At 64.9% G+C, this 22,969-nt stretch carries 16 protein-coding genes and 1 pseudogene; 5 read left to right on the forward strand and 12 right to left on the reverse strand.

Features of this window, described 5'->3' with window-relative positions; all coding sequences use genetic code 11:
* Positions 1-190: 190 nt before the first annotated feature.
* Genes FND50_RS35015 through FND50_RS35025 form a run of 3 tightly spaced genes read left to right on the forward strand, consistent with a single transcriptional unit; the run spans position 191 to position 3,606 of the window.
* The gene (locus FND50_RS35015; RefSeq protein ID WP_144288799.1) at positions 191-1,159 is read left to right on the forward strand and encodes an enoyl-CoA hydratase/isomerase family protein; all 969 of its coding nucleotides are present in this window, start codon (positions 191-193) and stop codon (positions 1,157-1,159) included.
* Between the two features lie 6 nt (positions 1,160-1,165).
* Positions 1,166-2,125 carry an alpha/beta hydrolase gene (locus tag FND50_RS35020; protein ID WP_144288800.1) on the forward strand — a complete coding sequence of 320 codons (960 nt, stop codon included), beginning with the start codon at positions 1,166-1,168 and terminating at the stop codon, positions 2,123-2,125.
* A gap of 11 nt (positions 2,126-2,136) precedes the next feature.
* Positions 2,137-3,606, forward strand: coding sequence for a class I adenylate-forming enzyme family protein (locus tag FND50_RS35025; protein WP_144288801.1), 1,470 nt, complete (start codon positions 2,137-2,139; stop codon positions 3,604-3,606).
* A gap of 130 nt (positions 3,607-3,736) precedes the next feature.
* Here the strand turns inward: FND50_RS35025 and FND50_RS36440 are convergent, their stop codons facing one another.
* The 4 genes and pseudogenes from FND50_RS36440 to FND50_RS38015 form a co-directional block, all read right to left on the reverse strand.
* Positions 3,737-3,919 (reverse strand): hypothetical protein, encoded by a 183-nt coding sequence (locus FND50_RS36440; protein WP_186301206.1) that lies wholly within the window; start codon positions 3,917-3,919, stop codon positions 3,737-3,739.
* A gap of 50 nt (positions 3,920-3,969) precedes the next feature.
* Entirely contained in the window at positions 3,970-4,932 is a 963-nt protein-coding gene (locus tag FND50_RS35035) for an MFS transporter (RefSeq protein WP_144288803.1), read from the reverse strand.
* 88 nt (positions 4,933-5,020) lie between these two features.
* Entirely contained in the window at positions 5,021-5,788 is a 768-nt protein-coding gene (locus FND50_RS35040) for a carboxylesterase family protein (protein WP_260850838.1), read from the reverse strand.
* Between the two features lie 197 nt (positions 5,789-5,985).
* Positions 5,986-6,291, reverse strand: a pseudogene (locus FND50_RS38015) (carboxylesterase family protein); the annotation flags it as partial.
* 694 nt (positions 6,292-6,985) lie between these two features.
* Between FND50_RS38015 and FND50_RS35055 the strand changes: the two are divergent.
* Positions 6,986-10,237, forward strand: a complete 3,252-nt coding sequence (locus FND50_RS35055) for a protein kinase domain-containing protein (RefSeq protein WP_144288806.1) — start codon at positions 6,986-6,988, stop codon at positions 10,235-10,237.
* Positions 10,238-10,632: 395 nt separating this feature from the next.
* On the opposite strand, the gene FND50_RS35060 is transcribed toward FND50_RS35055, so the two are convergent.
* On the reverse strand, positions 10,633-11,349 hold the full coding sequence (locus FND50_RS35060; protein WP_144288807.1) for a hypothetical protein: 717 nt from the start codon (positions 11,347-11,349) through the stop codon (positions 10,633-10,635).
* Positions 11,350-12,464: 1,115 nt separating this feature from the next.
* On the opposite strand from FND50_RS35060, the gene FND50_RS35065 reads away from it, so the two are divergent.
* Complete coding sequence (locus FND50_RS35065; protein ID WP_144288808.1) at positions 12,465-13,529, forward strand: alpha/beta hydrolase; 1,065 nt, start codon at positions 12,465-12,467, stop codon at positions 13,527-13,529.
* Between the two features lie 1,215 nt (positions 13,530-14,744).
* Here FND50_RS35065 and FND50_RS35075 read toward each other — a convergent pair.
* The 7 genes from FND50_RS35075 to FND50_RS35105 all read right to left on the reverse strand — a co-directional run bounded on the left by FND50_RS35075 (position 14,745) and on the right by FND50_RS35105 (position 22,908).
* A complete protein-coding gene (locus FND50_RS35075) occupies positions 14,745-16,190 on the reverse strand; it encodes an aldehyde dehydrogenase family protein (RefSeq protein WP_144288810.1) in 1,446 nt (481 codons plus the stop codon).
* Between the two features lie 203 nt (positions 16,191-16,393).
* Positions 16,394-17,257 (reverse strand): phytanoyl-CoA dioxygenase family protein, encoded by an 864-nt coding sequence (locus tag FND50_RS35080; protein ID WP_144288811.1) that lies wholly within the window; start codon positions 17,255-17,257, stop codon positions 16,394-16,396.
* 368 nt (positions 17,258-17,625) lie between these two features.
* Positions 17,626-18,792 (reverse strand): aspartate aminotransferase family protein, encoded by a 1,167-nt coding sequence (locus tag FND50_RS35085; protein ID WP_260850839.1) that lies wholly within the window; start codon positions 18,790-18,792, stop codon positions 17,626-17,628.
* Positions 18,793-19,048: 256 nt separating this feature from the next.
* The gene (locus FND50_RS35090) at positions 19,049-19,831 is read right to left on the reverse strand and encodes a gamma-glutamyl-gamma-aminobutyrate hydrolase family protein (protein WP_144288813.1); all 783 of its coding nucleotides are present in this window, start codon (positions 19,829-19,831) and stop codon (positions 19,049-19,051) included.
* Positions 19,828-20,940, reverse strand: a complete 1,113-nt coding sequence (locus tag FND50_RS35095) for a Zn-dependent alcohol dehydrogenase (protein WP_144288814.1) — start codon at positions 20,938-20,940, stop codon at positions 19,828-19,830. The genes FND50_RS35090 and FND50_RS35095 overlap by 4 nt, the downstream gene beginning before the upstream one ends.
* Positions 20,937-22,307 (reverse strand): glutamine synthetase family protein, encoded by a 1,371-nt coding sequence (locus FND50_RS35100; protein ID WP_144288815.1) that lies wholly within the window; start codon positions 22,305-22,307, stop codon positions 20,937-20,939. Before FND50_RS35100 ends, FND50_RS35095 begins: the two co-directional genes overlap by 4 nt.
* Positions 22,300-22,908: a hypothetical protein gene (locus FND50_RS35105; protein WP_144288816.1), complete on the reverse strand. Its 609-nt coding sequence runs from the start codon at positions 22,906-22,908 to the stop codon at positions 22,300-22,302. The genes FND50_RS35100 and FND50_RS35105 overlap by 8 nt, the downstream gene beginning before the upstream one ends.
* Positions 22,909-22,969: the final 61 nt, after the last annotated feature.

A 22,969-nucleotide genomic window follows, 5' to 3' on the forward strand; every position in this document is an offset into this window, starting at 1 on the left:
CGACGACGCGACCGGAGGCGGTCGCCCGTCGCCCGCCCGGACGTCGCGGGGTACTCGGGTGACCCTTGCCACCTCTTGATAACTTGGTTATAGTAACTGATAACGAAGTTATCGCGAACGGTGTTCGTCCCGGCGCGCCGCACCGCACCGTTTGCCTCTTCCCTCGAAACCTCACGGAAGCAGAAATCTCATGACACACGAAAATAGGGGTCATCTCGAGGTCGAGGACCGCGGGGACGTGTTGGTCGTGCGGGTCGACGGCGGCCAGCACAGCCTGTTCGGTCTCGACATCGCCAACCAGCTCGACGAGTTGGTTGACCGGGTCGACCGCGACCCCGGCGTCCACGCGGTCGTGTTCACCGGGGCGCGTCCGGGCCGGTTCGTCAGCCACGCCGATGTGCGGTGGCTGCAGGAGGAGGGTGCCGCGGTGCCGCCGCTCGGCCGGCGCGGCGCCTCCGCGATCGCGCGGGTGGCCCGGGGCGCCGACCGCGCGCGTCTGCTCGAGCCTGTGGTCCGCAAGACCCCACTGTGGGGGGCTGTCCAGCTCGACCGGCTGCACGCGACGTTTCTGCGGATGAATGCCAGCGGCGTCATTTTCGTTGCCGCACTGAATGGTTCGACTCTCGGCCTCGGCGCGGAATTCGCCTGGGCGTGCGATCTGAGAGTCATGGCCGACGGGGACTTCTTCATCGGTCAGCCCGAGGTGCTCCTGGGCATCAATCCGGGCGGCGGCGGCACCCAGCGCCTGACCCGGCTGATCGGAACCCACCGATCCCTGGTCGCAATCCTCGAGGGCAAGCCGTTCACCCCCGCGCAGGCTCTCGCCAACGGCGCCGTCGACGAGGTCGTCGCGCCGGACGAGGTGATCACCCGGGCGGCCGAACTCGGCACCTACCTCGGCTCACGGCCGAGAGAGGCGCTCGCCGCGATCAAGCGGTCGGTGTACTTCGGCGGCTCGATGTCACTGGAGGAAGGCCTGCACGTCGAGCGCACCGAGTTCCTCGGCACCGATCAGTCCGACGACGGCCAGCAACTGATGCTCGACTACCTCGAGACCACCGCCGCCACCGGCGAGCTGCCCCTGTACAACCCGGACACCTACAAGCAGGCACTCGAAGCGGGCCGGGTCCCCGGGCCTCGCTCGACGAACGGACGATAAACCGCCATGGCCACCAAGAAGCCCTACACCCGCCACGACGTCCTCTTCTCCTCCGGCGACAGCTCCTGCGCCGCATGGCTCTACCTCCCCACCGGAGTCACCTCACCGCCCGTCGTCATCCTCGGCCACGGCCTCGGCGCCACCCGCGAGATGCGCCTGGACGCCTTCGCCGAACAGTTCGCCAAGGCCGGCATCGCCGCCTTCGCCTTCACCTACCGGCACTTCGGCGACAGCGGCGGTGAACCCCGTCAGCTGCTGTCGATCAAGAAACAGCTCGCCGACTGGGATGCCGCCATCGCGTGGATAAAGACTCGACCCGGCCTCGACAACACCCGCATCGCGATCTGGGGCAGCTCCTTCGGCGGTGGCCACGCCGTCACCGTCGCCGCACGCCACCCGGAACTGCGCGCCGCCGTCGCGCAGTGCCCGTTCACCGACGGGCTCGCCTCCGCGCTCGCGCTCGGCCCGGCAGCCACCATGAAGGCGGCCCCCGTGATCGCCCGGGACCTGGTGGCCAAGGCCCGCCGCAGCGCGCCCGTGATGATTCCGCTCGCCGGCGCGCCCGGTTCGCTGGCACTGATGAACGCCCCGGACGCGCTGCCCGGCTACCGGGCGATCGTCCCGGCCGGCACAACGTTCCGCAACGAGGTGGCCGCCCGCGTCATTCCCAGCCTCGTCACCTACCGGCCCGGGCGCGTGGCGAAGAACATCGGCATCCCGATCCTGTTCTGCATCAGCACCACCGACACCGTCACCCCACCCGCCCAAACCCTCCGCTACGCGCGCACCGCACCGCGGGGTGAGATCAAGACCTACGACGCCGGCCACTTCGACTTCTACCTCGGCGAACCCTTCGAGACCTTGGTCCGCGATCAGATCGACTTCCTCACCCGCCACCTCGCCCCGGCACCCGCCACCCCCGCCCCTGGCCCTGCCCCTGGCCGAATCGCACCGCACCGAAGGTGAGTACGCCCACCATGAACTTCGCATCGCTGCCCGACCTGCGCGCCGATTCCGACCCGCACGGCCCCGCGATCTCCGACGCCTCACAGTCACTCACCAATGCTCAACTGCTCACCCGGGTTCGCGCGGCCACGCACCACCTCCGGGGCCTCGGAATCGGCCCCGGCGACGTCGTGGCTCTGAAGCTGACGAACCGCGCCGAGTTCGTGGTGCTGATGTTCGCCACCTGGCGACTCGGCGCCACCATCACCCCGGTCAACCCGGCCCTGACCGACTCCGAGGTCGCCCGGCAACTCGGCGACGCCGCCGCACGCCTGCTCGTCGTCGAGGACAGCTGGGAGGCCGCGGAAGATGGTGGTGTCGACACTCTCGCGGTCGGTGAGCTGTCCCAGGAGGGAGCCGAGTCCGATCCCACACCCCATGCGGATTCGTCCGCACTGGCCCTGCTGATCTACACCAGCGGCACCACCGGGGTACCGAAAGGCGTCATGCTCGACCACGCCAATATCGGCGCCATGGCAGAGATGGGAGTCCACGCACTGGGGGTGGGACCGGCCGACCGATGCCTGCTGATCCTGCCGCTCTTCCATGTCAACGGCATCGTCGTCAGCGTCCTCACCCCGCTTCTCGCCGGCGCCAGTGTCGTCATCGCCGGCCGGTTCGACCCCCGCACCTTCTTCGACCTCGTCGAATCCGAGCGTCCGACCTACTTCAGTGCGGTGCCGACGATCTACAACATCCTCGCCGCCCTCCCCGGCGACGTCCGCCCCGACACATCGTCACTGCGGTTCGGGATCTGCGGCGCCGCCCCCGCCCCGCCCGAGCTGCTGACCCGGTTCGAGGCCCGCTACGGGTTCCCCCTCGTCGAGGGATACGGACTCTCCGAAGGAACCTGCGCCACCACCCTCAACCCCGTCACCGGCCCCCGGCGCCCCGGCACCGTAGGCATTGCCTTCCCCGGACAGGAAGTTCGGATCCTCGACCCGAACGGCACCGAAACGGCCCCCGGCGTGGACGGTGAGGTCGTGGTGCGCGGCCCCAACATCATGCGCGGCTACCTCGGCCGCCCGGACGAGACCGCCCGCGTCCTCGTCGACGGCTGGCTGCACACCGGCGACGTCGGCCACCTCGACGCGGACGGCTACCTGACCCTGGTCGGGCGATCGAAAGACCTGATCATCCGCGGCGGCGAGAACATCTACCCCAAGGAGATCGAGGACGTCCTCGCCGGCGACCCGACCGTCCTCGAGGCCGCCGTCATCGGCGTCGCCGACGACAAATGGGGCGAGGTCGTCGTCGCCTACGTCCAACCCCGTCCCGGCTCGGCCGTGGATCCCACCGCGCTCACCGCACGGTGCGCGCACCACCTCAGCCACTACAAACGCCCGACCTCGATCCTCGTCGTCGACGCCATCGCCAAGAACGCCGTCGGCAAGATCGACAAGACCACGCTGCGCGCCACCCACGCCGCCACTGCGTCGTGACCATCGAACCCTGCGAGAGGAAAGCCCTATGGCCTCCCTGCACGACCCACTGCCACTGCCCTGCGGACAGGTACTCCCCAATCGGATCATGAAAGCCGCGTTGAGCGAAGGTCTCGGCAACAAGCAGAATTCACCCGACGGCCTTGCCGTCCGGCATCAGGCACAGCACGTTCACCGGGGTCGAGTCGATCTCCACCACCTGACCGGGAGTCGTCGCCGAGATCGGCGCCGGAACCCGGTCCGGGCGATTACCCGCCGAACGGCGAGTGGTGGCCGAACGGCGAGTGGTGGCCTTCCCACGGACGAGTGTCATAGGCGTCGATGAGCCTGCGAAGCGTCCGGTCCGAGGGCATCTCGATGTCCTCATCCGTGTGCCGGACCCGCAGCCGTGCTCGGACGCGGTTGATGAGGGTGGCGACCGAGACGGTGCTGTCGGTCATGGCGTCTTCCAGAACGGCGACCACCGCCTCGGACGACCACGGCGATGGCCGCCAACGGCGCCACCACGGACCCGGTCAGGTCACGGCCGATACCCACGGGGTACGGGCCGAGGAACGATCCGAGCGAGGCGATGGCGTTGACCAGGGCGATGCCCGCCGCGGCGGCGGTCATGTTCGCGAGCTGAAGATTGGTGATCGTCCAGATCACCGAACCCGTGGCGGTGAAAAAGGCTGCTGCACAGGAAATTCCGATGATCGTGACCGAGAAGTTGTGCCCGAAGGCGATCGCGACCACCAGACCGGCGGCAGCCACGGCGATCCCGGCGAAGACGACCACCGAATGCGTTTGCCGGCGGTCACAGTAGACCCCGACGGCGACGGTCGCGAGAACGGCGACGGACCACGGGATCGCGGAGAGGTAACCCACCGTGGCCACGTCGTCGACGCCCAGGGACGCGATGATCGTGGGCAGCCAGAAGATCACGGCGAAGGTGCCGAGATAGTTGGCGGCCAGGACCAGCCCGAGCAGCCAGATTCGCCCGGTGCTCAGCGCGGCGCGCAGTGTGGGCAGCATCCGTTCGCGGGTGACGGCGGCGGGGACGGCGGGGAGCAGGGTGGCCTTCTCGTCGGCCGACAGCCAGGTGGCTTTCGCGGGGGAGTCGACCATCGTGGTGTAGAAGACGATGCCCATCAGGACGGCGGGGATGCCCTGGAGGATGAACATCCACTGCCACCCGTGCAGGCTTCCGCTGCCGTGGAAGGTGCTGATCATCCAGCCCGACAACGGTCCGACCAGTGTCGAGCCGATCGGGGCTGCGATCACCATCAGCGCCAGCGTTCGACCTAGGCGTCGTCGCGGGAACCAGCGGGAGAGGTAGAAGATCATGCCGGGGCAGAAACCGGCCTCGGCGATACCGAGAGGATGCGCGCGAGGTAGAACTGGCCGGTGTTCTGCACGAAGGCGGTTCCGATGGTCACCAGACCCCAGGTGACGAGGATCCGCGAAATCCACGCCGGGCACCGACCCGCTCGAGGATGATGTTGCTGGGCATTTCGAACAGGCAGTAGGCGAGGAAGAAGATCCCTGCCCCGAGGCCGTAGGCGGCGGCCGACAGTCCGATGTCGGGACTCATCTGCAGCTTCGCGAAGCCGATGTTGACCCGGTCGATGATGGCGACCGCATAGGTGATGGCGATCACCGGGAGCAGTCGCCAGGCGATCTTGCGGTACAGCGTCGACGGAATGTCGTCGCAGACGGCACCACTGGTGGTGGGCGGTGTGGTGGTGGGTTGCTGAGTGCTCATGAGCGCAGGGCTTTCGTCGGAAGGGTCAGTGGACCGGGCAGGTTGTGGCGGCGGGCAGCGGCCACCAGGTTCCGGGGGTCCACCGCTGGGCGGTCCAGGCGGCGTGACGGGCGTCGTCGGGGTCGGGACGGCGCGGGAGTCGAGGTCGATCAGCATCGTCGATCGTCCCGAGTCGGGGCTGTACCGGGCCCAGGGTGCGAGGTCGTCGAGGTTCGGTGTGCCCGTGGTGATGAACGAGATCCACCGCCGCCGTATCTCGGTGGACAGGTGGCGCTGCTGGTCGGTTGCGGCGTCCAGGGCGACGTTCCACACGAACGGAATGTCCGCGCCGCGGAAGCCGGACTTGTCCGCGGGGGCCCCGGGGGAGGGGGCGTCGAATCGGTACCGCCAGACCGGGGCGTGCCGGGACTGGGCGTCGAGCAGATGACGGGTGGGCACGCTTGAGTTCGTCGGAGAGGATCGCGCACCCGATGGTCTCGGCCGCGGCTCCCGGGATCGTGGCGGCGTAGCCGTCCCAGACCCGGCCGGCGTCGGCACCGAAGATCGACTCGAGCACCCTCAGCCGGACGTGAAACCACCAGCACCGGCGCCGGCCGCGACGAGTCGACCGGTGCGCAAATGTTCAGGTGCAGGCAATCCTCCGAGAACGGAGTGTGCTGGTCGTTGGGTTCGGCGCCGCCGGGCGGGACCAGCGACGCAACCAGATGCTGGGGCGCCCGGGCACCGAAATGCGTTGTCTCCCGCACCTCCGACCACGGGGCCGGCGGCGCCGGGGGATGCCAGCGCAGAGCCCCGACCGGCGGTGCGGCATAGGGTGGGCGGTTCCCGACGACCCGTCGTGAACCCTCTTGCCTATGCGAAGAACTCATCCTGAAGGTGGCTTCGCCCCTTGCCAGTGCGTGGCGGCCTGTTTCTCTTTGCGATCTGGGTGAATCCGCCATCACTCGGCCTGCACCTACGGGCCCTCTCGATTGGGTAGTTGTACCGATCCGCCTCCGGCGGTCGATACATAGCGCAGGAGGGGTGCGCTTCCATTCAACTGAGCCCGTTTCCGACCAAGGAGTTCGTCATGTTAGACCTTGTGGTTTTTCTACGCTTTCCCTGAGATCATCGCCGCCATCATGGCACTCGGGAACGCAGTGCGGTGGTGGCAGTCGCTTCCATTCAACTAACCCCGGCAGCTGGATGGTGTGGGCACCCTGGCTGGTGCCCAGCGTTCTCTGGTGGAACTCCTGGCCTCCGTTGGCAGTGAAGTACAATGAGAGTTGTTGCGGCAGAGTTCTTTACGGAACTAGGTTGACTATAACTCTTATCGGCATATTTTCGTCTGTTTGCCGAACTGGCAATTGGCATGGACTGCGAACGCCGAGGGACCGTTTGCCTATTTGGGCGCATCTGACTCTCAATCGAACGGACAACTCCCGATAACCGGTCACGTCTTCCCCTTGCCTGTTCGACGCCGTCGGCAAGCGACTGCCACCGAGGCACCTCAGACCAGCTCCCGTTCGAGAGCCTGCTGGACGAGTGTCACGACACAGCGGAAAGAGCGAGCGATATCCTGGGGATACGCCACCGAGAGGTACATCGTGCAGACTTCGTCGAACGTATCGCGGACCGGATGAATCGACCTGGACGATGCCCGATATCGATCCATTCGAGACCCAGTCCGATGTGACCCCCTCCGTCACGTCGGAGCTGATAGCGGGTGGATTCGACGACCCCCGGGAGATCGGGCGCGGCGGTTTCGGTGTCGTGTATCAGTGCAGGCAGACCGCCCTTGACCGGACTGTCGCGGTGAAGGTGCTCACCAGCAGCCTCGCGGAGGAAAACCGGGAACGGTTCTTGCGCGAACAACGTGCGATGGGCCGCCTCACCGGCCACCCGAACATCGTCAACGTCCTCCAGGTCGGGGTCACCGCCAGCGGTGAACCATTCATTGTGATGCCCTACCACCCGCAAGGGTCCCTCGACGCACGCATCCGACGGCACGGTCCATTACCTATGGACGACGTACTGCAGCTCGGCGTACGGCTGGCGGACGCGCTGGAAGCCGCCCACCGCCAGGGCATCGTCCACCGCGACGTCAAGCCCGCGAACATCCTCCTCACCGACTACGGCGAGCCTGCGCTCACGGACTTCGGAATCGCGCACATCACCGGCGGTTTCGAGACTGCCACCGGGATCGTGACCGGTTCGCCCGCGTTCACCGCACCCGAGGTGCTCGGCGGCGCCACCCCCAGCCCTGCCTCCGATATCTACGGACTCGGAGCCACCCTGTTCTGCGCACTCACCGGCCATGCCGCATTCGAGCGCCGCAGCGGCGAGCAATTGGTCGCCCAATTCATTCGCATCACCAACGAACCGGCACCGGATCTACGGGATCACGGCATCGCCGACGATGTCGCCACCGTGATCGAGCAGGCGATGTCGGCCCGCCCCGAGGACCGGCCACCTTCCGCCCAGACATTGGGCGAGAATCTGCGCGAGATCCGACGCCGCCGCGGGATATCTGCGGACGACAGGGCGCTCCATGCGCCCACACCGGTCGCAGAACCAGCATCAGATGAGTGGTTTCACGCGAACCGGTCCCATTACGAGAGAGGGAACCTACCCCTGGAATTGTCCAGCTTCGTCGGTCGCAGGCACGAACTCACCGAAGCGAAGAATCTACTAGCGTCCTCGCGCCTGCTCACCCTGGCCGGAATCGGTGGAGTCGGGAAAACACGTCTCGCACTTCGACTGGCAACGAGCATCCGCCGCGAGTTCGCCGACGGCGCATGGTTCGTCGAACTCGATGAGGTCCACACCCCGACTCGGTTGGTCGACGTGGCGGCCGCAACGCTCGGCGTGCGGGACCGAACTGACCGGTCGCTACGCGAGATTCTGCTGGACTTCCTGTCGTCGCGAGAGCTCTTGCTGATCTTGGACAACTGCGAGCAGGTGGTCGACGCGGTAGCCGACCTCGCGACGGCTCTGCTGCAACAGAACCCGAATCTGCGCATCCTTGCCACCAGCCGCGAACCCCTAGCCATCGCCGGCGAGGCGACGCTGCGCGTTCCCCCATTGACGGTCCCCGACCCCGACCGCGAGCCGTCGCTGCAGGGTCTGCCCCGCTACGACGCCGTGTCGCTGTTCACCGAGCGCGCCACCACCGCGGTCTCGACCTTCACGTTGACCGATACCAACAAATCCGCGGTGGCTCGGATCTGCCGCCAACTGGACGGGTTGCCCCTGCCCATTGAACTGGCTGCGGCGCGGCTGCGTGCGATGTCGCCCGAACAGATCCTGCAACGGCTGTCCGACCGCTATGCGCTGTTGACTCGCGGAAGCCGAGGCGCACCCACGCGCCAGCAGACGCTTAAGTTGTGCGTGGACTGGAGCTACGACCTGTGCACCCCGCTCGAACAACGGACGTGGGGACGACTCTCGGTCTTCACCGGCAGCTTCGAACTTGATGCCGCAGAACACGTGTGCGGGCAGAACCTGCAGCCCGGCGAACTGCTGGACTCGGTGGCATCCCTCGTCGACAAGTCGATGTTGATTCGCGAAGAACACGGCGGCACGGTCCGCTTCAGGCTGCTCGAGACCCTCCGTGCTTACGGACGGGAAAAAGGCCAGCAGAACGACGACTACCACGACCTGCGCCGGCGGCACCGGGACTGGTACCGCCAGCTGGCTCGCACCGCCGAGGACGAATTCATCGGCCCCCGCCAGCTCGAATGGATCGCCCGACTCAACAGTGATCAGCCCAACCTGCGCGATGCGATGGATTTTTGCCTCGTCGAAAACGATGCCGAAGCCGGGTTACAGATTGCCACATCCTTGCTGCAACTCTGGGGGTCACGAGGCCAACTCAGCGAGACGAGACGCTGGCTCGACCGATTCCTGTCACTCCAGCCACAACGCCCGACCATAACCTGCATCCGGGCGCTGTACGCCGACTGCCTGGTGTCTGAACAGCAGCAGGACCACCAGAGAGGTGCTGCCCTTCTCGAGCAGGCACGCATCCTCGCCGACCAGATGACCGACCCGATAGCGCACGCGATCGTCGACCACACGGACGGCATCGTCGGATTGTTCACCGCCGATCTCACACGGGCCACTTCGAGTCTGGAGCGGGCACAGCCAGTATTAGCGCAAGCCGAGAACGAGCTTGCGTTGCAGATCGAGTCTCTGTCGTTACTGGGATTGACGTATCAATTGGCCGATACCGAACCCCACCGGGCGATCGAATGCTACGAGAAGGTTCTCGCGATCACGGAGGTTCACGGTGAATCTGTTTATCGGTCGTACGCACTGTGGGGCATGGCCGTCGCACAATGGCGCCTGGGTGCTCAGCGTCGCGTAACCGAATTTCTCGAGCAGGGTTTGCGGTTGGCCCGGCTCGTCGACGATCCGGTCGGTTGCGCAAATTGCGTCGAAGTTTACGCTTGGATCACCGGGACCAGCGACCCCAGACGTACCAGCACGCTACTGGGAGCAGCGGAAGGGCTCGGTCGCGCTGCCGGAAGCTCTTCCGTTTTCGTTCCCAACCTGCTCATCTACCACGAAGAATGCGAACGGTCCGTCCGCCGAATGCTCACCGCACACGTCTTCGAGGAGAGCCGACAGCACGGTGGGGCTATGGATATCGATTCCGCGGTCGCCTACGCACTCGGCGAGCACCCCCAGAAGCCGACCTTCCCAGGTTCCCCCCGCTTGACGAAACGCGAACAGCAGGTGGCGGAACTGGTCGCAGAGGGCTTGACCAACAAGGCGATCGCCGCCCGCCTCGTCATCTCACAACGCACCGCCCAAGGGCATGTCGAACACATACTCACCAAACTCGGATTCACCTCGCGAGCACAGGTCGCGGCGTGGGTTGTCGAAGAACGGCAATCGTCGTAGGTTCCTGCGTCTACTACACCGCGGCAGCTACACGAAGGCGACTTGTCCGGTCGCGACGATCGCCGGTGCAGATCTCGGGACGGAGACGAGGCCGATCCGTGTGACCGAGCCGGACGGAATGAGCGCCGTCGGCGAGACCCCGGTCAAAAGTCGCAACGTGATGACGGGTAATGCAACCGCCGCGAGGCGACGGCAGCGGCGATCGACTCGCGGACCCCGACGGAACCGCGCTGGTGTGCGTGCAGCTCGCGCCGGACGCGGCACCGTCGGACGAGTTGGTGGCCGAGCTGATCGTCGACCGCCGAAACCTGGCTTGCTACAAGCAAGTCCCCACGGGGTGCGGTTGGTGGGCATCCTGCCGCGCAAGCCCACGGGCACGCTCGTCAAGCCTGTGATCACTGTGGACTGACCACGCCGGATACCCCTGCCGCCTCTTCCGCGGATCCGTCGCGTGAGGCCCCCCGGGTGTACTCGCCGAGTACGCGGTATCCATGGTAGTAGGTCACGAGCATGAGAGCCCAGACCGACATCGCCAGAATGTAGAACAGTGTGTGATCCGCGTCATCGCCTGGGATGTGGAAGAAATCGTAGATCGCCGCCACGAGCGCTCCGAGGGCCGTGGCCACGAAGACCCATCCCGCGTGCCGTCGCTCGCCGGCCCGCCACAAACGAACGGCGACCGCGAACATGAACAGGGCCACGGCAAGATTCATCAGGAGATAGAAGATCGCCCACCCCAACTCGACGGGTCGCACGTCGAGTGCGCGGTTCAATCCCACCGCGACCGCCGCTGCGAGGGCGCCGACCTCCACCACCCATGAGGGCCGGTACCCGCGGGTCACCCCCATCATCCCGAGCACGATGACCAGCGTCATGCCGAACGAACGCGAGAACGCGTCGAAGAACACCATGAGGTGATAACTGAAACTCGAGTGCACGATCCCGGTAGCGGCCAGGAACAGCACGTTCGTACCGGATAGTCCGATCACCAGCCACTCGATCCCGAGCAGAAGATTATGCTGGCGGCGAATGAATCTGATGCCGTAGTAGTAGCCGGCGCCCAGCATCGAGACGTCGGCGAACAGCAGTAACGCCATGGGGAGAGCGTTCATCATTGGTCCTTCGGAGGAGGAATTTCGGTTGTCGGAGTTGCCGTGGAAGCCGCGACCTCAGCGCGCCAGCGATCGCGGCGTCGATGCGGTCGACCGCATCCCGCGTGGTGGCGCTCGCGCATTGCATCAAGCACCGCTACGGATGACGCACTGGATGAACCCGGCGTCACTTCGACGCGCGGCATCGCCGACACTTCACGGGCGGCTCCAGGCATGTGTACCTGGAGACCGCCCGCGACGTCCTATCTGAATGTCACTAGGCCGCCGTCAGAGTGGCAACGCCTTCCACACCGCCGATCACGGCGATTACCGCCGAGATGAGTCCGGCGACAACCGCGACCGTACCGAGGTCCGATGCAGATGATCCATCACAAACTCCTTGTCTTAGAACAGTTTGCAGAGAGCGATTTTTCCGTTGCTTGGTGGTCGGACAAACTGAAGAGTCTGGACTCCAATCCGTCTTGGCTCAGGATGCGGGATCCTACGAGCCCTGCCCCGATCCGGGATCAGGCTGGCGGACCGCGAGAATTCTGTCCATCTGACCTAGTCAATGAACTTGGTCACACATTGAATAAGTACCCTGACGGTACGTTCGATGTCAATGGCAACTTTCCAAACAGGGCGCCACTCGTGCCCAGATTGCGCTCCAGTCTGGAGCAATAACCACGACGCGAGTGGGAATGACCGGCATAAGCAACCCCCGCTTTGTGGTCGCCGCAGAGTCGAACCTCCGATCCCACAGTGGACACTTATCCGTTCATCTGACATGATCGTTTGATCTGTTATTAGCTGTTCTTCGGACCGAGAGCAATGTCGTCCGTCTCCCAGCCAGGAAATGTGACTTCCGCGAAACCAACGTGTTCGAAGCGATCGATCGACCTCGAGATGACTGGACAATGATGACCGCCCCTGACCTTCGAAGGCTGCGCGAGTCCGACACGCTCCAAGCCGTGATCGTTCCGAACCCCCTTCCGCGCTCTGCAACGGCTACGACGGTAATCTCCCCGCTTCGCCGGCGGAACGCAGAGTTTCAACAGCTTTCGCACTTCTACATCCGCGTGATCGACCCCGCGGTGCTGCCTCACATCATCGTCGCGATTGGAGAGTGACTGTATATGACCTACTCGGAATGGCAGGATGTCCTGGACTCGGATGCGCTGGCAGTTGCCAGGCAGCTTGATGAACTGCTACCGGGCCCGCTATACACGCTAGGGCTCGACGGTGTTCGAAAGTTCGCCGCGCCAACACCTCCGCCACGCACGACACGGGTGGCATCGGTCGAGGACCGCATCGTCACCTCCGGCGCTGAGCCTGAGAACGTCTCGGTCCCGGTCCGTATCTACCAGCCCGACCGCCCAACCCGGGCCGGTGCGCTCCTCTACATCCACGGCGGCGGCTTCACTGTGGGCTCGCTGGACGGTGTCGACGAGCTGTGTCGGATCATCGCCAACGAGGCCTGCTGCGTCGTCGTATCGGTGGATTACCGTCTTGCACCTGAGCACCGTTTCCCGGCGGCGATGATCGACGTCCGAGCGGCCTACGACTGGCTCCGGGCCAACGCCGCCGAACTGGGTGTCGCCCCATCGCAGCTCGCTGTCGGCGGCGATTCAGCCGGCGGTGGACTGGCCGCCTCGCTGTGTCTCGACCTACGCCAACGCCGTGTACCTCAGCCAGTGATGCAACTGCTGGTCTATCCGGCGGTGGACGATCAGTTCACGCGGCCGTCGTGGACCGAGTTCAAGGACGCCCCACTCCTTGACGCCGGAACCGCGCAGTGGTTCTGGAAGCAGTACGTCGGTGAATCCCTCACCGATCTCGACGAGCTCGCCGTCCCGTTGAAGGCGGGGTCGCTGGCCGGACTGGCCCGTGCTCATATCGCCACCGCCGAGGTCGATCCGCTTCGCGACGACGGCGAGGCATATGCCGCCGGCCTCCACGAGGCAGGCGTGGCGGTGCGGCTCCAGCGATATACCGGCGTGTTCCACGGGTTCTTCCCGGAGGTGCAGACCTATGCCAAGAGTCGCCGCGCCGTGCTGGACGCATGCGAAAGCCTGCAGCTGGCCTTCGGGTTGGGTCCCTCAGCGACGCCAGTTGACCAACCTGACAACCTGTTGGTAGTCGGCACCGAGGCGAACCGTCCGGGGATCTTCGGCGCTTCCGGTGTGCCGTGCGACAGGTAGCTCAACTGTCAGCCCAAGAACGGGGCTCCTCCGAATCCACACCTCGACGCGACGAGGAGCGCCGCAGTCCGAAAGCTCGTCGGCCCGAGAAGTTGGTGTAAATACCGTGAAATCCTCCGATTATCGCCGATGGCGCCAGCCGCGACACGCCGCAGGGGTCGAGGTCAATCGCAAACGTAAGCACCGTGACAATGAGGCGGCGATCCTTATTGAGTTCGCGAGTATGTGGGCACCATACGGGGGCGCTTGCGAGGACGACATCCTCGTCCAATTCGGACTGTCAAGACGTCAGTTCATCGACCGCCTGTGGCAGACAATCCCAGAATCCAACTGTGCCTTGGAAGAGATCCAACGCTTGGCACGGGCATACCCGCGCCGTCCGCGAACGAACGGATTCCACTCCCTGTGAGTGAGTCGTTATGGAGGCGTGGCTCCGCCGGCGACCGTCGGTCCGACAGTTGCACGGGTTGGCGTAAGACCGAGCCCCCTCGGTTATCGGTCATCCCGTCGCCCGGGCGACGGTGCGGGCACGGATCGGCGCGATGGCGACACACAGGCACAATCAAGTCTGTGACCACGCCGCCGGTTGCGGGAATCATGACAATAACTGCCGCGCAGGTGTTTCCACTGAGGCGCTCACCGTCCGATCCCCGGCCGCGCACGCATGTGCCCGTCGCGGAGTCCGCAGACGATCAGGGCGAGCAGTGTGCAGGCCGAGGGGCCTCCGCTGATAGTCATGCCGCGGCAGGCGTCGAGGCGACCTTTCTCGGCGGGGATCGTCGCCGTCGTTGAACGCCCTCGACCGCCGCCCACCGCACCAGTGTGGAGCGCTGTCGCGTGACGTGGCCACGGCTGATTCTCGTGAAGGGGGATCCACACGGCGAACAAGCACAGGTGCTCAGGATCGCCACGTAACCGCGCTGGCCACAAAGTCCGGCCGCGATCAGTCCGACGAATCACCTCGCGAGCGTATGCGATGAGCTTGGCTCGATAGCGCACCAGCCAGACATACGATCCCAAAATGGCAGCAGCCCGGGCTGTCCCGGCCGGACACACCGAAGGCTCAGAACAAGACCGGCCGCGATCAGTCCGACTGTTTGATTCCTCTTCGGGTGACACTGGCGCTGCGCCCGGATGCACCAATCACGCGCCCACACCCGCCTGACGACTGCTTCCGCCAGGTTCACCAGGAGCGATCTGCCGCGCACCCAGCGATTACAGCTCGATCCAGGTCGTCTTGAGGTGCGTGTATTTATCCAGGCCGTGATTGCTCCTGTCCGCACCATGCCCGGACAACTTGCGGCCGCCGAACGGGACCGAGGAGTCGCCCTCCTCGTAGCAGTTGATCCAGACCATCCCGGCATCGATTCCGCGCGCCATCCGGTGTGCCCGGCTCAGATCCGCGGTCCACACCGACGAACCCAACCCGAAAACCGTATTGTTCGCGATCGCGAGCGCCTCCTCCTCCGTACGGAAGGAGTGCACCGCCAGCACCGGACCGAAGATCTCGTGCTGGGCGAGCCTGCTGTCCGGATCGACGTCGACGAAGACCGCGGGGTCGACGTACAGCCCGTCATCACGCCCGGCATCGGAGCCCAGCACCAGCTTGGCACCCGAGTCGATGCCCTTGCGGATCTCGGCGAGAACGTCGTCGCGATGTGCCGCATAGGCCAGCGGACCGAGTGTGGTCGCCGGGTCCAGAGGATCACCGATCACCGCTGCGCTCAGGTTGTCGACGACCTTCGCCACCACTTCCTCGCGAATATCTTCGTGGACCACCAATCGAGATCCAGCAGTGCACATTTGACCACTGTTGAAGGACACCGCCCAGGCGGCCATTGATGCCGCCCGGTCCAGGTCGGGTGCGTCGGGGAACACGATGTTCGGCGACTTGCCGCCCAGCTCCAGCCACACCGGCTTGGCGTTGGACGCACCCGCGTAGGACAGCAGCTGCTTCCCTACGTCGGTAGATCCGGTGAACGCCAGGGTCGCGATATCGTCGTGCATGCCGAGCTGCTCGCCCACCTTGGCGCCGCTGCCGGTGATCACCTGCAGCACACCCGGCGGAATCCCCGCCTCGAAGGCAAGCTCGGCGGCCCGCAGCAACGAGAACGGCGTCTGACTGGCAGGCTTCGCGACGACGCTGTTGCCGGCCACCAGGGCAGCCGGAATCTTGAACATCGCCAGCGTCATCGGGAAGTTCCACGGCGTGATGATGCCGACGACGCCGACCGGCTCACGGGTCACCAGCGCGACCGCGCCGTTACGGCCGCGCGGCGACTCGTCCATCAGCTTGTCGGCCAGCTCGCCGTACCAGCGCACAGTGTTGATCGCGGTACGCATTTCGACGTTCCACGCGATCGTGACGGGCTTACCCATTTCATACGCGACAAGGAACGCCAGCTCATCACGATGCCGGTCGAGCAGGTCGGCCCACCGGATCAGCGCCTCGCCACGCTCACGCGGCTCCAAGCCTGCCCACACCCGGCTGCGAAAGGCGCGCTTGGCGCCCTGTATTGCCCGCTCGACATCCACTTCATCAGCACTCGCCACCTGCGCTGTCTCGCCGCAGCGGGGACTGGTATGCGTTGCGGTTCTACCGCCGCTTGCCTGCGCCCACTCGCCGTCGATCCACATCGCGGTCGGCAACGCGGTCTGCATCTTGATGGCCAGCCAGTCGTTGGGTGTGGCCCGTCCCGGAGTCTCAGTTTCGACTGACACGGTTACTTCCGCCTTTCGCACGGCTCGGTGCCGCTGCTGTGAATTCTCGAACGACCGATTCATCAACCGGCCGAAATCAACTCGCGACGGGCGTGATCACCCGGTGACGGGTAGACCGCACCACCGTGCGATGAATCTCGCCCTCAGCCGTCGAGTCCGAGCACTCCGGCCAATTCGTTGTAATCGACCTGCCACAGGCCAGGCGATGCCAGCGGGTACTGCGAGCGGAATCCGATCAGCCGTTGCGCACGCGGCGACAGCGTCTTGACGATCTCCAGATCGACGATGAACGGATACGCCTCCTCGGGGGTCAAGAAGCCGGCGTTGAACGTGAATGCAACAGCACGACGGTACTCGTTGTCCGTGAGGTTGGCCCCGCCACCATGGACAGTCTTACCACTGATGAACAGCGCGTCGCCGGCTTTCATGATCGCCGGGATGGTGCCTTCCGGAGTGCCATTGTCCTCGAAGTCGTCCCAGTGATTGCTCCCCGGGATGACACGAGTGGCACCATTGTCCTCGGTGAAGTCGGTCAGCGCGATCAGGAAGTTGATGCACGCCTCGGGACCGGACGGGCCCATGCCGATGAAGGGCGCCCAGTTGCCGAGGTCACGGTGCAGCATCTGAGCCTTGTTACCCGGGCCGATCTCGATAACCTGCGCCGTGGTCATCCAGTACGTGCCGGATTCCTCGACGAAGGTCAGATCACTCAGTTCGTGAACCAGGTCCTTGTCGATGATCTCCTCGCGGAAAGTCTTGCTGTGCATGACCAGATTCGTCAGGCGCTTGGTATTGCTTCCGTGGAACTCGGCGATCATGCCGTCATGCGTAGAACCCGGACGCAGCTGTGCCATCGGATCTTCGATGTCAGCGTTGAAGTTCTTGATCTGGTCCTGTGTGAGAAAGTCTTTGATGATCACTCCGCCGTCGCGGCGGACGATCTCGAGAATCTTCTCCGCAGACGTGGCCGCGGGGACTTGTTGCAGTGCCTGCTGGTCGACAGTCATATGTTCTTCTCCATCCGGTAGACCGATAATTCTGATCATTTGACCTTATCGTGCGATCAAATTAAGGACAAGACTTTTCGTGTGCTAGATCACGCCCGAATCCCGACCGTCGCCGGGTCCGCGCCAATTGCTGCAGCACAAACATATTCGTGCGAATCGGAGACCTTCGAAGTCGATCCGGCCGCATGCCGACAGGTGGTCGGAGGCGTGCCGCAGCCCTTCACGTCAGATACCCAAACTGATCATTTGATTCGTAATTCACACTGCGCATCACCGAGGGAGTTCACACCTGTTCGGCGACGCTTCGTATCGCTACCGACGCTGGGGATTCGGCTGAACCGTCAAGCAGCGCTGATACGTCGAGCGGTTCAGCCGACGACGCGGCTCAGTGCCTCGGCAATGAAGTCGATGTCGTCCGTGGTGTGCGCAGTACTCAGGAAGATTTTTCCCGACGGCATGAACATCACGCCTTCGGCGAGCATCCCGCCCAGGACTTTCCCCCAGATGCCACCGGTTCCGTGGAGTCCGGTGGCACCGCCTTCCGGCACGAATTGCAGCAACGATCCCACCCGGTTCAGATGCGCCGGGACTCCGGCTTCGGCCAGCACGGTATCGAACCGGTCGTGGAACCGCGTCGCGTTGCTCTCCAGCGTCGCATATACCGCCGGATCCGCGAGCACACCCATCGTCGCCTCGACCGCGGCCAACGCGACCGGATTTCCGTTGAAGGTTCCGGCGTGCACCACGCCGTCGGTGACCTGATCTATCAAGTCCGCGCGGCCGACCACCGCGCTCTGGGTGAACCCGCCGGCGATCGCCTTGCCGAACACCGATAGATCCGGGCGTACCCCGAAGCGCTCGGTGGCACCACCGCGCGCGATCCGGAAGCCCGCAATGACCTCGTCGAAAATGAGCACCACGCCGGCCTCGTCGCACAGCGCCCGAACCGCCCGCAAGAATTCCGGACGCGGTTCGGTCACCCCCGCATTGCTCATGATCGGGTCGAGCAGGACCGCGGCGATATCCAATTCGCGCGCGTCCTCGAGAATACCGGTGATCATGTCGATGTCGTTGAACTCCGAGACGATCAGGTCATCGAGGACGCTCGGGCTTTGACCTTTGGTTGCGGTCAGCGTCGGCCTGCCGTACTCGTCCGCCGACATACCCGCGTAGACTGAATCCTGCCAGCCGTGGTAGCTCTTGGCGAACTTGACGATGCGTCGCCGTCCGGTGGCGGCCCGGGCCAGCCGCAGCGACACCTGAACGGCCTCGGTGCCGGTGTTGCTCCACAACAGGCGCTCACCGTGCGGAACCGCGTCCAGCACCGCTTCGGCTGCCGCATACTCGAGGACGTGGCCGGTGCCGACCACCTGCATGCGGTCCAGAACTCCCCGGACCGCCGACACCACCCGATCGTCGCTGTGACCGAGCACCATTGCACCCCAGGCCATTACACAGTCGACATAGCGATCACCGTCGAGGTCCCACACGTGGGCGCCATGAGCTTTCTCGACGAACAACGGATGCGGTTGCATGGACGCACGCAACCCCGAACTGACCCCGCCGCCAATGCTGTTCCGGGAACGCTGAAATGCGGCAAGCGAAGATTGAAGACCCATACCCGGTGACAACTCCTCGTGTAACTGAACTCGAGCCTGAACCCGTCGAGAAGATTGTCGACTCGGGTTGGCTTGCATGATATTTGGGGTGCGTGGACACGCAACATGTGTATCGCCCGACCATATCCAGTGGTGGACTAGGCCGATTTCGACCGAAACTCGGATCCGAGAGTCACCCGACCTTGCTATCCTGCCGGCCCTGTCGGCGCTCGCCCATGGTCCACGTGCACCGCTCGATGAGCCAATCGAAGATCGGGTCACGCGCGGTTTGCCATTCGGGGTGCCACTGGACGCCGACCACCGGTCGGCCACTCAGCTCGATCATCTCCGCAATTCCGTCGCTGGCTCGGCCGGTGACCGCGAGTCCGACACCGGTCAGGTCGACCGCCTGATGATGCCAGGAGTTCGATGTTCGGTGGGCTCCGTAGATTTGGCGTCCGACACTTCCCGGAGAAAACTCGATGACATGGTTGTCGTCACCGGCGTAGGGCGCAGCCTTCGGCGAGGAATGCACGACGGACGTTTCCTCGATGTCCTCGATCAACGTCCCACCGAGGACGGCGTTCAGCAGTTGATGCCCGCGGCACACACCGAGAATGGGGATGCCGAGAGACAGCGCATCGGAGATCAGATCGGCCTCGTACTGGTCCCGCTCGAAGTCGATGACGTCGATGTTGCGGCGAGGATCGGCATCCGGGTCGACCGGCCGCGTGCCACCCCAGCGCGACGGGTGCACGTCCTGTCCGCCCGTCACGATCAACCCGTCCAGCCGGTCGGCCACACCGGCCGAACTCGACACGAACGGCAGGTTGACGGGAATGCCGCCGGCCTCGGCGACGCACCGGTCGAAGTCGGTGAAGAAGGAGTTCGTCAACCGGTCGGTGAAGCGTGGAGATGTACCGGTCACCATTTCCAGCCGATAGCATCGGCCGGTGATACCGATGAGAGGTCTCATGTCGAGGTCGCTCCAATTCCTACGACAACGCGGATTTCCTTGCCCGATGCCAGGGCATCGAACCCTTCGTTGATTGTGTCGAGTGTGTATTCGGCGGTGACGAGCTCGTCGAGCTGCAACAGACCCGCCCGTGCGAACTGCAGATACATGGGGATATCCACCTTGAAGTGGTTCGATCCCATGAACGATCCGCGCAAAGTCTTTTCCTGCATGAAGAGTTCGGATCCACGAAGGGGAATCGAATGCGAGTCCGGGATCATGCCCATCACCGTGGCCACGCCGCCCGGGCGCAGCATCGCGAACGCCTGCCCTGCGGTCGCACCCGAGCCGACTGCTTCGAACGCGTGGTCGGTGCCGCCGTCGGTCAGCGCCTGCACCGCCGCGACCGGGTCGGTCTCGCGGGCATTCACCACGTCGGTTGCTCCGAAGAACTTGGCCTGCTCCAGTTTGTCCGGCACGACGTCCACGCCGATGATCTGTGCCGCGCCGGCCAGCCGGGCGGCCTGCACCGCGGAGAATCCGATTCCGCCGAGCCCGATCACCGCGACAGTCTGCCCAGGACGAACGCAGGCGCTCTGCAGCACCGACCCCATCCCGGTGGTCACCGCGCAGCCGAGCACACTCGCCGTTTGCAGACGTACCCCCGGCGCGATCTCGACGACGCTGTTCTTGTGGACCAGCGCCATCTCGGCGAAGCCACCGATCCCGGCGGTGGCCCGCACCGCCGCCCCCTGACTGTTCGTCAGACGGGGCCGGGCGCGGCCCTGCTGCAACTCCGTCCGGCGCACGCACAGGGTCTGCTGCCCGGCCAGGCAGAATTCGCACGACCCGCAGTACACCGACAGACAGGTCACGACGGTCGCCCCTGGACTGAACTCCGTCACAGCGCTGCCGACCTCGACGACTTCGCCCACCGCCTCGTGGCCGAGCACGATCGGCGTGTCGGACTCGAAGGTTCCGTCCATCTCGTGCAGGTCCGAATGACACAGACCGGCGTACGCGATCCGGACCAGCACCTCGTCGGGTTCGGGGTCGTCGATGACCAGCTCTTCGATATCCAACGTGCCTGGCGCGTGGTTGAGCACGGCCGCCTTGATGCGGGTGCTCATACGAGTTCGAAGTAGCGGTTGAGTTCCCAGTCGGTGATCCCGCAGTCGGGGTCGCCGCCACCCATGGTGTGGAACGCCAGCCATTCCCAGCGCCGGGTTCCGATCCAGTAGTCGACGAACTCCTGCCCGAGGACTGCGGCCAGTGCCTTGTCGGCTGCGAGCGCATCGGCGGCGCGGGTGATCGTGTGCGGCAACGTCTCGGTGCCGGCCGGGTTACACCAGGCCATGCCGACGAACGGGGCCGGCGGCTCGACGCCGTTGACGACGCCGTAGAGGCCGGCCCCCAGCACCGCCGCCGCCACCAGGTACGCGTTGGAATCTGCTCCCGGCGTCCGGTATTCGATGCGCGAATACTTCGGGTGGCGGGTCACCGCACGGACGGCGGTGGTCTTGTTGTCGATCCCCCAGGTGACGGTCGTGGGCGGCCCTTCCAACGGGATCTGCCGCCGGTAGGAGGTCAGGAACGGCAGTGCCAGCGACGTTGCCCCCGGCATGGTCTGAACGACGCCGCCGATGAAGTTACGCATCACGTCGGACGGTCCGTTCTCGGCGAAGAACGCGTTGCCGTCCTCGTTCGCCAACGAGATGTTCAGATGCGAGGCCTGACCCCACGCGCCGGACCACTTGGCCATGAACGTCACCGACCGGCCCAGCTCGTTCGCCACCTCACGAAGCACCTGGCGGGTCCGGGCCCAGTTGTCGGCCGTGGTGACGATCTCGGCGACGGCAACGTTGATCTCGATCTGGCCGACGGCCGCCTCGTCGTTACACGCCTCCCACTCCAGCCCCAGCTCTTCCAGACGGTGCTGCACCCGGTCCAGGAACTGCCACCAATCACCCGACTTGGCATGCACATAGGCTGAGCCGGCCAGACCGCCGAGCGGGGTCAGATCCTTGTATCCCTTGCGGCGCGCTTCGTGAACCGACTCCTCGAAGAGGGTCGCTTCGATCTCGATCGCCGCCTTCACCGAGTAACCCTCCGCAGCAGCCTGCCGCTCCACCTTGCGCAAGAGGTTCCGCGGACAGACCGACACCGGGTCGCCGGTCTTGGTCCAGAAGTCGCCGATGACGGATGCCTTGCCAGGCTCCCACTCGATCAGCGTATCCAGGTCCGGGCGCAGGAAGATGTCCAGCAGATCGCCGCGCCACTCCGGAAAGGCGAAACCGAACTGGGGAAAGTTACCGAGATCGTTGCCGAGGACGACATCGGCGAACGGAAAGCCCGTCTCGAGTCCGCTCAGGAACTTCTTCGGGGAAATCGACTTTCCCACGAACGTCCCGTCGAGGTTCGTCGCCTCGAGTCGAATCGACGTGATGGCCCGCTCGTCCAGCCACCGCCGGACCCGGGCACTCGTTGTTTCAGCCATTGAACCGCACCTTCCAGTGTGCACCGCACATCACAGAGACCTGCGCAGCCGAGCCGACCATCGTGACGGCACCGACACCCAGTGCGATGAGAAATGAATCGAACCAGCCGCTGAGGACTGCAGACAGTGACTCAGCCGGTCCGTGGATCTCGAAAGTGGCCCCGCCGTCACCGAAGACGACACGCTCGTCGTCGTCGGTGCACACGATGACCAGCTGCTCGGGGAATCCAGCCGAGTCTGCGTTGAGTTCCCAGAACTTCTGCGCAGCAACATTCCAGTCCGGCAGCGGCGGCGAGAGCATCCGGCCGACCGCCTCCCCGAGCGCACCTCCCCCGACGACCGTGTACTCCGGGTAGAAGTGCAGTTGGAGAGGCTCGACACCGCCGGCGACTCCGTGCCTCACGTGGACGCAACCGTCGACGAAGTCGAGCGTCACCGCCTGCCGATCGGCCACCGACTTCAGCGCAACCGTCCCGGTAGTGCCGTCGATCAGCGCGCGCAACTCGGGAACCTCGGCGCTGGCCCTCAGCGTCCGAGCCACCGACAACACCAGCGGCGTCGGATCCGGCTCGACCGCGACCAGCACATCTTCTGCAGTCAAGGAACTCACCTGCTTAACCTCGTTTCGGTAACCGATTTAGACCTGTGCCTAAGTCATATGA

Origin of the sequence: Rhodococcus sp. WB9 (assembly GCF_007558985.1) — a bacterium.
In the GTDB taxonomy this organism is placed as follows: Bacteria; Actinomycetota; Actinomycetes; order Mycobacteriales; family Mycobacteriaceae; genus Rhodococcus_F; species Rhodococcus_F opacus.

Excerpts from the sequence above, each read along its gene's own strand:
- FND50_RS35015 (WP_144288799.1), top strand. The coding sequence starts at position 191 with ATGACACACGAAAATAGGGGTCATCTCGAGGTCGAGGACCGCGGGGAC.
- FND50_RS35020 (WP_144288800.1), top strand. The coding sequence starts at position 1,166 with ATGGCCACCAAGAAGCCCTACACCCGCCACGACGTCCTCTTCTCCTCC.
- FND50_RS35025 (WP_144288801.1), top strand. The coding sequence starts at position 2,137 with ATGAACTTCGCATCGCTGCCCGACCTGCGCGCCGATTCCGACCCGCAC.
- FND50_RS36440 (WP_186301206.1), bottom strand. The coding sequence starts at position 3,919 with ATGACACTCGTCCGTGGGAAGGCCACCACTCGCCGTTCGGCCACCACT.
- FND50_RS35035 (WP_144288803.1), bottom strand. The coding sequence starts at position 4,932 with ATGATCTTCTACCTCTCCCGCTGGTTCCCGCGACGACGCCTAGGTCGA.
- FND50_RS35055 (WP_144288806.1), top strand. The coding sequence starts at position 6,986 with ATGCCCGATATCGATCCATTCGAGACCCAGTCCGATGTGACCCCCTCC.
- FND50_RS35060 (WP_144288807.1), bottom strand. The coding sequence starts at position 11,349 with ATGAACGCTCTCCCCATGGCGTTACTGCTGTTCGCCGACGTCTCGATG.
- FND50_RS35065 (WP_144288808.1), top strand. The coding sequence starts at position 12,465 with ATGACCTACTCGGAATGGCAGGATGTCCTGGACTCGGATGCGCTGGCA.
- FND50_RS35075 (WP_144288810.1), bottom strand. The coding sequence starts at position 16,190 with ATGCAGACCGCGTTGCCGACCGCGATGTGGATCGACGGCGAGTGGGCG.
- FND50_RS35080 (WP_144288811.1), bottom strand. The coding sequence starts at position 17,257 with ATGACTGTCGACCAGCAGGCACTGCAACAAGTCCCCGCGGCCACGTCT.
- FND50_RS35085 (WP_260850839.1), bottom strand. The coding sequence starts at position 18,792 with ATGCAACCGCATCCGTTGTTCGTCGAGAAAGCTCATGGCGCCCACGTG.
- FND50_RS35090 (WP_144288813.1), bottom strand. The coding sequence starts at position 19,831 with ATGAGACCTCTCATCGGTATCACCGGCCGATGCTATCGGCTGGAAATG.
- FND50_RS35095 (WP_144288814.1), bottom strand. The coding sequence starts at position 20,940 with ATGAGCACCCGCATCAAGGCGGCCGTGCTCAACCACGCGCCAGGCACG.
- FND50_RS35100 (WP_144288815.1), bottom strand. The coding sequence starts at position 22,307 with ATGGCTGAAACAACGAGTGCCCGGGTCCGGCGGTGGCTGGACGAGCGG.